This is a genomic window from Evansella tamaricis (assembly GCF_019042215.1).
Taxonomy (GTDB): domain Bacteria; phylum Bacillota; class Bacilli; order Bacillales; family Salisediminibacteriaceae; genus Evansella; species Evansella tamaricis.
This window is the reverse complement of sequence record NZ_JAHQCS010000140.1, coordinates 1-10909: the sequence shown is the minus strand read 5'-3', so window position 1 is coordinate 10909 and position 10909 is coordinate 1. Positions and strand designations below refer to the sequence as shown.

The window sequence follows — 10909 nt, the reverse complement described above, 5'->3', positions numbered from 1 at the left end:
CAAGCATCGCTCTGAAGAGTATCCGTCCATCGGGCAAAGCGCCACGTCCTGTGGCATGCCCGATATTAGGACGTCCTGTCCGTTGAGGCAACTCGAAGTATATTCGCGAAGTATACGCTCGTTGGACAGCGAATTCGAAGAAGTAGCTAGAAGTCCGCTCTTCGACTTCGGTTGTCACTTCCGAAGTGCCTCGTAGCGAATATGAAGGAACTGTAAAAGTGGAAAAGCACCACTTTTTCAGTTCCCTTGCGAGTAGGCGCTGGAGCTGGACAACTTGCCCGAAGGTGCAAAAACTTATGCTTTCTTACCTTTCAAGAAAAGCACAAGCGCCTATGATCACGAGCGTAGGGCAGTGGAACAGATCATAAAAGATCTTTTAAAAAACCCGCCTCTATTGAGGTGGGCTTTTTATCTTGGTTAATTAAAAAACTTTAATTTGACTCATCCGTTGGGAATTCCCTTGGCAGTTCCCTTTTAAAGGCGAGATCATCGAGACTTTTAAATTCATACCCTTGCTTTTGCAAATCATCAATGACTTTCGGTAGTGCTTCCGCATTGTCACCGGAAACGGAATGGAGCAACATTATTGCCCCAGGATGCACTCTTTTCATAATTGAATCGTATGCATATTTCCATCCTTTTTGCTCTTGTGTCACCCAGTCTTTATATGCAAAAGACCAAAAGACATTGATATATCCAAGTTCTGCAGATCTAGCTAATGAACGTTCACTAAATGTACCCCTAGGCGGTCGAAGATAACACATATCATCTTTCCCGGTTACATCTTTATACAATTCCCTTAAATTCTCCAACTCCCGTCTCAGCCTTTCGTCCGAAACCTCAGGTAAACTTGGATGATGATAGGAATGGTTCCCTACGATATGCCCTTCTTTCACCATCCTTTGAATCAGTTCCTGTTCTTCTTTCAAATAATGCCCAGTGACGAAAAAAGTGGCTGGGACATTTTTCTCTTTTAATACATCTAACACCTTTTCGGTATAACCATTTTCGTAACCATTATCAAAGGTTAAATAAATCTTCTTTTCCATTGTATCTCCAATCCAATACCCACCATACTTTTGGAGAAGATCTTCATAAATTGGTTCTGTTTTGGAAGGCTCATTATTGGAGCTTGGATTAAAACTCCAGTTATATATTTTATTACTTTCTGCACCGTGAACATTCAAAGGTGCTTGTAGTGATATAACTATACAGAACATTACAATAAGAGATAATATCCTTTTAACACCCTTCTTCATTAATTCACCCTCATTTCCATAAGTAATGCTATTAGTTTTTAATTATAAAGGAAAATCATACACACTAAGTTTTTCAAATCATATCCATTCTCTACTTCAAAAAGTGAACTGGCTTGCACTGTATGGAGCAACAAGTCAATTTTCATGCATAAGTTATGGTGCTATTTACCATAGTAAGATTGTAGAAATTCGAAAAAGAGAAGGGGATTTCATTTGAAACAACTATGGAAGATAATCGTCATCTTTTGCTTCGTCTCATTCATTCAATATTCTTTCGACATGGAATTAACTAAGGGTAAGGGAATCGACTCTTTTGCATTATCCTTTGAGAAAACAGAGGATGGTTATGTACCATTTGAAGAAGATCCTTTTACCGAGGATCCAGGTTCAGGAGAAGGGGAGACATTAGCCGATGCTTTTTTAACTTTGCTTTATCCCACGCTACTTGAATGTATAGTGGAATACTATGGAGAATCCACTCAGTTTGATTTATTTAATACAGAAATAGTTGAACTGGCCCGTTTTCAGCATGAAGGGGAAAACCAAAAAAGTAAGCATTTTGATTTCCATGTATTGATTAGGGTTCGTCCTTTCACAGAAGGACACAACACAATCGGAATGACAACCATGACTTTAAATATCAAACCAGATGGTGTCAAGATCGTTGATATAACGCACGAAAACGGTGATTAATTATATCAATCCGTTCCTTTGACATAGTGGATCTAAGCCGAGAATAATGTCCATCATTGATGTGGAACGGGATGAAAAAACAAACTTGGAAGGCATCTGGGCTGCTGATACAGTTGCTGGTATAAGTGTTCCTACCAACATCACAGCAGACCATGAATCAGAAGTTGCCAATAACATCATTAGTGAACTAAATGGGCAATGCCATGTGGATTATGATATTTTTAAGAATTAAGTTACTAATAGTCTAATATAAGTGTTGAAAGGTCTATCCTTTGAACATCTTACTCCTTTGTAATGTACAACTGTATCGTCACTCGCTTACTATGTTCCTGAAATGCTATAATACTAAAGTATAGCTTTAGGTAATAGGCAAGAGCCCTCATGACTTCAGTCATGGGTTGTTGTTGACGAAAGGATAGAGAGACATGAACAAATCATCTTTTTTCCTGCTTATCCCTTTTTTAGTTAGTTTAATCGCCTGTACTTCCAATTCATCGGAAGACAAGACCATATACGTTGCTGCCGCTTCTGATTTATATCACGCACTAACAGAGATTGGGGAAGAATTTACAAATGATACAGGAATTCAATTGGAGTATACATACGGATCCACTGGCCTGTTAACACAACAAATACTAGAAGGAGCTCCTTTTGATTTATTTCTTTCTGCCCACGAATCCTATATAAACAGATTGGTGGAGCGAGATGTCATCTTTGATGACTCAACTGCTTATTACGCAGTTGGTAGAATTGCTATAATGTCCCGTATGGATAGGACATTAGATAAGGAATACTTTCTTGACCCCGAGGTTAATGTCATTACAATTGCAAATCCTGAACACGCTCCCTACGGTAAAGCAGCAAAAGAGACCTTGGAGACATGGGGAATCTGGGAAGAAGTTGAACCAAAAATTGTTTATGCTGAGAATATTAGACAAGCCTACCAATACGTAGAATCTGGAAATGCAGATCTAGGAATTATTGCCTTATCGTTAATGAATCACACGAATTTCCATTATGAAGTTATTGAAGAGGGCACTCATGAACCACTTCTCCAGGCTCTTGGGATCCCAAAACAAGCGGGGAACAAAGCATTAAGCCAGGAGTTCTCCAATTATATATTAAGTGAAAAAGGACAGAGCATACTTTTGAAGTATGGCTTTGATATACTAAAATGAATGCCATTATTACACCTTTACTATTATCCTTAAAAGTTTCGATTATCGCTACGATTATTGCTTTTATATTGGGAATATTACTTGCATGGTGGTTTGCATTTAATAAAAACAGGCTCACAAGTTTGTTTTCCATCATTGTCATGCTTCCACTGGTAATTCCACCAACTGTTCTAGGATATTATTTACTCCTCATATTAGGAAGAAATAGCTTACTAGGGGGAATAATGGAGTCCATTACTGGCCAGCCCATTATTTTTACATGGAAAGCAGCAGTCATCGCTGCCTCCATTGCTGCCTTACCTTTATTAATTAGGCCAATTCAAGCTTCCTTTGAATCAATAGATCCTGAAACAATAAAAGCTGCAGAACTGGATGGAGCAACTAAAATACAACTACTATTCTTCATCATCGTCCCTCTTGCTTATAAGGGAATTTTGGCTGGAATTGTTTTAGGGTTTGCAAGAGCGATGGGGGAGTTCGGTGCCACGCTAATGGTGGCAGGCAATATTCCAGGTCGAACACAAACCCTCTCCATTGCCATTTATGATGCTGTTCAGGCAGACCGAATGATGGATGCACACATCATGGTTCTAATTTTAAGTGGGGCAACCATTTTATTTTTATTCGTTATCCATAGATTGTTTAAGTAAAGGTGTGGAAGTACCGTAGATAGCTTATCTTTTAAAAAATAAAAAATCCATATAAGAAAACCGGTGGCGCTAGAGCTGGTCATTGCCCGAAGGTGTAAAAACTAAGAAATTCTTACCTTTTAAACAAGGACTATCCATTAGGACAGTCCTTGTTTTTAGGGGTTATTTTGTTTAATCAAAATCTACATATACTACTTCTCCCGTGAAAGCATCAATGTAAACATCCACATCATCGTCATCACCAAAATGATAATCCTCTATTTCCACTTCAAATACCAGGCTTCCATTCTTGGTCTCCAACTCGATATCATCAATTTTTCCGCTGCCAATATGTGCAAGAGCGATTTCCCCTGCTTTCTGAGGAGAGATCATCGTATCACTAGAATTACCACTATTTTTTGTGGAATCATCATCACCTTTTAAGGTACCGTTTATAGAATCAGCGGACACTTCAACTTCAACCTTTTTATTTCTCTCAGCATGACCTCTAAAATCATCATCAACCTTTATGATTTCCCCGGTGTATGCATTAATGTCAATGTCATAATCTTCTCCACCATATTTGATCTCCACTTCATAGTAAAGCACTCCATCGTCTTTTTCTAACTCCACTTCCTTCACTGTCCCATCAATCACACTCAACGCAATAGTGATAGCTTCTGACATGGATATAATGTCCCCGCCATTTGTTTTAACAGGTTCGCTTAATTCTTTGTCATCCAAGTCGCCTTGAGTATTACTTTCTTCAAGTGAATACGTGTTAGCTTCTCTCTCCGAATCATCATTTGATCCTGTTGGGCTGGATGCAAAGCTAATCGCAGCACCTCCTATAACAAATACAGCAACTAAAACAAGTATTAATTTTTTCATCATATTTCCTCCCTTTCGTTCTTCCTGATTCTATCTTTATCTTATACACTCAAGATGAAAAGAACCTGAGAGGAAAATGAGAAAATGATGAGAAAAACGAGAGTTTTCATTAAGTTATTTAGTCATCCCATTCAATGGATAGCACTTCACCAGTGAAGGCATCAATATAAACCATTGCTTCCTTATCGGTTTCATCGTTCTCCACTTCTACTTCATAAATAAGACGGCCATCCCTTTCTTCCAAGTCCACATCATCCACTTCTCCATCCACATGACTTAATGCAATTTCACGAGCACGGAGTTCTCCGATAACTTCGCTATTCCCCTCACCATCCCTTGCATCCAAGGCAAATAAAAGTACATTTCCGGTGAGGGCATCAACTTCAAATCGGCCCAAACCATCTGGTTGTTCTACGTGAACCACATAGATTTGCCTATTATCTTCTTCCTGATACTGAATCTGGATGATACGTGAATCAGGGGAAATGGATTCTCGAATAATCCCCTCAATTTCCTCCATACTAACCGGAGATAATTCGTGAGGTGGATCATCTGTTGACACTACTTTTCTATCCGAAAGTTTATTAAAAAGATGAATCATTCCTGAGACACCGTCTAGTTTTATAAAATAAACTCCTAGTGAAGACTGAAACTCCACATCATAATATGGATGACCATTTAGACTGACTTTGTCCATTTCAATTACTTGGCCTGAAAATCTTTCTTCTATCATTTCCGTGATCTCATCTTCTCCTAAAGCAGCTTCTACATCACGGTTTAGATAAATGAAAATGAAAATAATTAACAACATAAGCATTCCGATGCCAAGTACCAAAGGATACTTCAATATATTTTTTTTCATTTTCATTCCTCCCCTTTCTGCTTCCACTGTTCTCTAGGTAATGTAATAAGAAATGTTGTACCCACCCCTTCTTCACTATTTACTCTGATGGTACCTTGATGGGAATCAACAATCCCTTTGGCAATCGATAATCCCAGGCCTGTACCACCTGTTTTACGGGTCCGCGCTTTATCTACCCGGTAAAACCGTTCAAAGATACGGGGAATATCGTTTGCTGGTATTCCTATTCCATAATCTTGAACCGATATTTTAAAAGTGATCTCGTCACCAGCTAAAGTAAGATGCAGTTTCTCGTCACTATATTTCAGACCATTTTCAAGAATGATAAATAAAAGTTGCTTTATTTTTCCCTCATCGGCCATAAGGGTAGGATCTAGTACTTCTTCTTGAACATAAATATCCCGTTGATATGTTACGGAAAGGCGCTGAGTAATTTCCTTAATTAGTTTTAGTAAATTCACCTTCTTTAGATCCAATACTTTCTCTGAATCCCCAGTAGCTAATACCAACATTTGATTTGTCATCTCTTTCATCCTTTGAGATTCTGAATAGATGGCTTCCACGGCCTCTTCAAGGACATCTTGTCTTTTCATCCCCCAACGCTTTAAAAGTCTTGCATAACTTTCAATAACCGTGAGTGGTGTTTTTAATTCATGGGAGGCATCCGAAACAAATTGCTCCTGTTTCTCAAAGTTCTTCTTTAGGAGATCCATCATATGATTAAAGGTTATGCCCATCTGATCCAATTCGTCCTTGGAATTTGCATTTACTTCTATCTTCTTAAAAGCTCCACGTTCGCGAATTTCATTCATCGTATCAACTAATGCTTGAATTGGTTTTAAAATAAATCGGCTTAACGCACGTCCTGCAAAATAAGATGGTACAAGTATAAGTACCGACGCTAATAATAAAATGACCTGCAGTGTACTGACAGTTTGTTCGTAGATGACCATCGGTTCGTTCACTTCCAAAGTAACGATAGAACCGTCTGACCATATCATAGGTGTTCTTACAACAGCATAAGGTCGATTATCATAAGTGATTTTTTCTGTTTCTTCTCTATTTCTGAATTGTGTATCTAGTCCACTTAATCCATAATCTTTCGTTATCATAAGCATCGTCTGGTTATTTTCACCAATGATCCGAACCATCCCATCCCCCGGAACATAGGCTTCTAGTATATTGGTGGGGTTATATTCCGCTTCTGGGTTTGCAGTACTAGAAGACGGTTGAATTGCTTCCACAATACTATGAGAACTTGATACTGCACGACTAAGTTCAGCATTTTTTGTATAATTTTCAAAAATAAAATAAATGCTTGTGTTCACTGCCAACAAAAGAATAAAAAGGGAAACAGTGGAATATAAAATAATCCTTTTGGAAAGCTTCATTTAGCCTTGCTCCTTTAAAACATATCCTACTCCCCGAACGGTATGAAAAAGAGAGTGTTGAAATGGACGGTCCACTTTTTGACGAATGTATCTTATATAAACATCCACCACATTAGTGTCTCCTAGATAGTCATAACCCCAGACTTTCTCTAACAATTGCTCCCTTGTCATTACTTGATTTGGATGTTCCAGGAAAAAAATAAGGAGGTCATATTCTCTAGGAGTTAATTCAATCTGTATACCATCCCTTATTACATCCCGTGTCATAAGATTTACATGGAGGTCAGAAAATGCAAGTTCATCCTTTTCGTTGGTTGCCTTGTCAATATTATTAGTTGATACCCGCAAGCAAGCACGGATTCTTGCAAGTAATTCCTCGATTTCAAATGGTTTAGTTACATAGTCATTCGCTCCTTGGTCAAGACCAGTCACTTTATCCACCACGGCATTTCTTGCTGTTAACATGATAACCGGTGTAGTATTGCCCCCCGCCCTCATCCTACGAAGAACTTCCATTCCACTTAACTGAGGTATCATAACATCCAACAAAACTAAGTCCCATGAATCCTTTTGTACTTTCTCCCATGCTGTAAAACCATCTTCTGATAAGTCTGTCACATACCCTTCATATTCCAGTTCAAGTTTGACTACCCTTGCAATATTTATCTCATCTTCCACAATTAAAATTTTGGGCTTCCCCATTTTCTTCACGGCCTTTCTTTCCTCTTTCCTACATCTTCACATGAATTTAAGAATGTGTAAATTAAAAAACAGACTTAGAAAATTTCTAAGCCTGCTTTATTACCTATATTATGCTTTCTGCACATTGACGGCTTGTGGCCCTCGCTGTCCTTCTTCAATCTCGAATGATACTTCTTGGCCTTCGTCTAGGCTTTTGTAGCCTTCTCCTTGAATCGCTGAGAAGTGAACAAATACATCGTCTCCACCCTCACGCTCAATAAAACCAAAGCCTTTTTCACTGTTAAACCATTTTACTTTACCTGTTTCCATTAATGTTGCCTCCTAGAATTTGTAACCAAACATTTTATTTGCAAATTACCTTTGCCCGCTTATTATAACCAATGAATATACCAATTAAACATTGGGCATCATCTTGTTCGTATTTTTTTTTATTTCTTTTTCCAAAAAAAATTGTATTATTTTCATTCTTTTTGTAGATATTATCTTTGTGGAGGTGAGACAACATGGCTAATAACAACAATAACAACAACCGTAACAATCGTAATAACAACAATAACCAAAATTTAAACGTAGATAACGCAAACGTTGAGTTTGCAAATGAGAATAATGCAGCCAACAATCGTAACAACCGCAATAACCGTAATAACAATAATAACAACAACAATTAATAAGTAATTTTAAAAGGGATACCATCCGAGCGATGATGTATCCCTTTTCTTACTATTTTAACTTCAGTTTATCTTCCCACAAACCTATAGATCTGGAATCACCTTAGTTTCAAGCATATCCGCCAACTCATCACTTGTATAATCTCCTCTTGAATCGTATATGGATATTCTGTAATCTAAACCATCTTCCGTTTTTCCTATGACCACTAATTCGATTTTCCCTTCCATATGAGGCGAAATATTTTTACTAATTCTGTAATCTTCCGTTTCCTTCATTGGTTCCAGAATGGTTCTACTATTCCTATAGGGGTTAATATCATTGGATATAATAATATTGAGTGCCATTTCCATAGTCCCATTAAATGATATCCCATCCGTATAAATCACTTCATCGTAGAAAATAGCACGATCATGTTGAAAAACAGAAATTGTAGAATTCTCGAAAATTGGTTTGATACAAGGGATGTTATGCACCTTTTGTACTTCCATGTGATACTCTCTTGTTTTATCCCAACCACAAGCCTCCAGTAGATTTTTATCTGCGGTACGGTTCCTTTCCATTGCTTCGGAAAGTACACTTCTAACAATCTCATAAATGACTTCCGTTTCATCGGAATTCACTTTGTATATATCGTTTCTATTCCCTTTATCGATCTCAAAATAAATCTCTTCTTGTTCGTCAAGGAAATAAAATGTAGTGATGTCACTTGGAGATTTGGAGAACCCGTTCATCATCAGATAAAAGTTATTCCCTTCACGCATCGTTTCATTACGGAAATAATCCATCTCCAATTGAAAGATTAAATCTGCTTCTTCTATACGTGCACTCTCTAATTGGGACAATAGTTCACCTACAGATTGTTGACTGCGATCCAAATTGGATGTCCCAACAAATTTACTATTTGGGTCTACATACCAGAATAATTGCAGATAGCTGTTTTCATCATCATCAATTACTGTTTGCTGAGGTGCTACTTGTAATGAAGATTCTCCTTGCTCCCTATCGTTTACTGATCCATCTGTTTCATGCAAACTAGTTTGGGAATCTCCACTGATTGAATCCCAAATAACAGGTACCGATAAAAGAAACAAAATTACTGCAGCTGCACCAATAGCTAGATAATGCGATGAGAAAGCAACCTTTTTCTTTTTATCCTTACCTTGAAGTCGCTTAAATGTACGGAGCTTTTGTTCTGGTGATCGGTCCATTTTCTTTAAACCTGAAAAATCAATTTCTCCATTATATTGAGAATTTTTTTTCATTGTTCTTCCCCCTTTCCGATTCCAATACTTCCTTTATCGCCTTCATCGCCCGAAATGTAGTGGATTTTACTTTACTTTCAGACCAGTTAAGGATCTCTGCCGTCTCTTCTACGGATAGTTCCTGGATTTTTCGTAATACAATAACCTCTTGATAACTCACTTTCATTTTTTTTAGACAGTCATACAATTCCTGGACCTTTTCTCCCCTTTGATAAATCTCCTCTGGTGTCTCCTGTTCCATAAGTTGTGGCGAATCCTTTAAGGGAAAAAATTTAATCTTTCTTTTTCTGCGCCAATGATCATATAGCACGTTTCTTCCAATGGCAATGATCCATGTATAGTAACTTGATTCCCCTCGGTAACTTTCCATTGCTTTTTTCACACGTATAAACGTATCATGGGTCAAATCTTCTGCTAATTCCACATTGCCTACCATCAGTAGAAAGTAATGATGTACTTGGTCACTGTAATCCATATATAATTGCTCCCACGTCATTCCCTCACCTCGCTCCCTCTCGTTTCAATAGAATAGTCGGATGACCAACCATTTCGTTGCGTTTTATAAAAAATTATTTTCATAGTGTATATTTTTTGATGTAAGTATGTTATCTGAGTGAAACACCAAGATACTGTGGAGTTGATTTCAGAAAGGATCTGTAAGGACACAATTTCATTTTTCTACATTTCTGGTCTCAGAGCCACTCAGAATAGAGTAGGCGCATGAAATTATTCATGCGCCTCTCACAGATCCGTACGTGCGGGTCATCGCATACGGCTCCTCCATGATTATCCCCGTTGGGGATGATGATCATTATAAAGCTTCACAAGTGAAACAAGACCAATTTCTTCAAACCATTCATTAGGTAATGCAGTATGTACTGGGGTAGATAGAGAGCTTCTCCATTTACACATACGTAACCTTGGGAGATCTCCTTTCCATCCTCTTTTCCTCAGTGCTCTATACAATTTTCTAATTTTTCTCCAACTTCTTAATTGAACTGCTCTTAATCTTCTACGTATCCATTCATCAAATCTAGTGAAAGTAACCTTCCCATAGAAGTGACCAAAGTAATTACCCCAGCCTCTAAGGTATGAGTTCAGTTCTTCCTTAATCAATGTCTCGATGTTCACCGTTTGGTTTCGCTTAGTGATCTCCTTTACCTTTTCTTTAAACTTCTTTATTGCTTTAGGAGAAGGGGAGACCCAGTAACCACGCTTGAATTCGTAACCTAAAAATTGAAACGGCTCTTTTAAGTTATTAACAATCTTTGTCTTTCCAGGGTGAACAGTTAAACCCAGTTCATCATTTAAGAATCGGGTAACTGATTTAAGAACTCTTTCAGCCCCTTTTTGTGATTTACAGCAGATGACGA

At 37.9% G+C, this 10909-nt stretch carries 14 protein-coding genes; 5 read left to right on the top strand and 9 right to left on the bottom strand.

Features of this window, described 5'->3' with window-relative positions; genetic code table 11:
- Positions 1-431: 431 nt before the first annotated feature.
- Positions 432-1259 carry a delta-lactam-biosynthetic de-N-acetylase gene (gene pdaA, locus KS419_RS17280; RefSeq protein WP_380087086.1) on the bottom strand — a complete coding sequence of 276 codons (828 nt, stop codon included), beginning with the start codon at positions 1257-1259 and terminating at the stop codon, positions 432-434.
- Positions 1260-1472: 213 nt separating this feature from the next.
- Here pdaA and KS419_RS17275 point away from each other — a divergent pair, with 213 nt between their 5' ends.
- The 4 genes from KS419_RS17275 to modB all read left to right on the top strand — a co-directional run bounded on the left by KS419_RS17275 (position 1473) and on the right by modB (position 3780).
- Positions 1473-1952: a DUF3888 domain-containing protein gene (locus KS419_RS17275; RefSeq protein WP_217067640.1), complete on the top strand. Its 480-nt coding sequence runs from the start codon at positions 1473-1475 to the stop codon at positions 1950-1952.
- 46 nt (positions 1953-1998) lie between these two features.
- Entirely contained in the window at positions 1999-2184 is a 186-nt protein-coding gene (locus tag KS419_RS17270; protein ID WP_217067639.1) for a hypothetical protein, read from the top strand.
- Between the two features lie 193 nt (positions 2185-2377).
- Entirely contained in the window at positions 2378-3130 is a 753-nt protein-coding gene (gene modA / locus KS419_RS17265) for a molybdate ABC transporter substrate-binding protein (protein WP_217067638.1), read from the top strand.
- A complete protein-coding gene (gene modB, locus KS419_RS17260) occupies positions 3127-3780 on the top strand; it encodes a molybdate ABC transporter permease subunit (RefSeq protein WP_217067637.1) in 654 nt (217 codons plus the stop codon). The genes modA and modB overlap by 4 nt, the downstream gene beginning before the upstream one ends.
- Before the next feature lie 171 nt (positions 3781-3951).
- Here the strand turns inward: modB and KS419_RS17255 are convergent, their stop codons facing one another.
- The 5 genes from KS419_RS17255 to cspD form a co-directional block, all read right to left on the bottom strand.
- Positions 3952-4650 carry a PepSY domain-containing protein gene (locus KS419_RS17255; RefSeq protein WP_217067636.1) on the bottom strand — a complete coding sequence of 233 codons (699 nt, stop codon included), beginning with the start codon at positions 4648-4650 and terminating at the stop codon, positions 3952-3954.
- A 118-nt stretch (positions 4651-4768) separates the two neighbouring features.
- On the bottom strand, positions 4769-5512 hold the full coding sequence (locus tag KS419_RS17250) for a PepSY domain-containing protein (RefSeq protein WP_217067635.1): 744 nt from the start codon (positions 5510-5512) through the stop codon (positions 4769-4771).
- 2 nt (positions 5513-5514) lie between these two features.
- Positions 5515-6903, bottom strand: a complete 1389-nt coding sequence (locus tag KS419_RS17245; protein ID WP_217067634.1) for a sensor histidine kinase — start codon at positions 6901-6903, stop codon at positions 5515-5517.
- Positions 6904-7605, bottom strand: coding sequence for a response regulator transcription factor (locus tag KS419_RS17240; protein ID WP_217067641.1), 702 nt, complete (start codon positions 7603-7605; stop codon positions 6904-6906).
- A 108-nt stretch (positions 7606-7713) separates the two neighbouring features.
- Complete coding sequence (gene cspD, locus KS419_RS17235) at positions 7714-7914, bottom strand: cold-shock protein CspD (RefSeq protein ID WP_217067633.1); 201 nt, start codon at positions 7912-7914, stop codon at positions 7714-7716.
- 194 nt (positions 7915-8108) lie between these two features.
- Between cspD and KS419_RS17230 the strand changes: the two genes are divergently transcribed.
- Positions 8109-8273 (top strand): hypothetical protein, encoded by a 165-nt coding sequence (locus KS419_RS17230; RefSeq protein WP_217067632.1) that lies wholly within the window; start codon positions 8109-8111, stop codon positions 8271-8273.
- Between the two features lie 84 nt (positions 8274-8357).
- Here KS419_RS17230 and KS419_RS17225 read toward each other — a convergent pair whose 3' ends face one another.
- The 3 genes from KS419_RS17225 to KS419_RS17215 all read right to left on the bottom strand — a co-directional run.
- Complete coding sequence (locus tag KS419_RS17225) at positions 8358-9536, bottom strand: hypothetical protein (protein ID WP_217067631.1); 1179 nt, start codon at positions 9534-9536, stop codon at positions 8358-8360.
- Positions 9514-10032 (bottom strand): RNA polymerase sigma factor, encoded by a 519-nt coding sequence (locus KS419_RS17220; protein ID WP_217067630.1) that lies wholly within the window; start codon positions 10030-10032, stop codon positions 9514-9516. Before KS419_RS17220 ends, KS419_RS17225 begins: the two co-directional genes overlap by 23 nt.
- A 290-nt stretch (positions 10033-10322) precedes the next feature.
- A partial coding sequence (locus tag KS419_RS17215) for a group II intron maturase-specific domain-containing protein (protein ID WP_281419836.1) occupies positions 10323-10909 on the bottom strand: 587 nt, incomplete at its 5' end.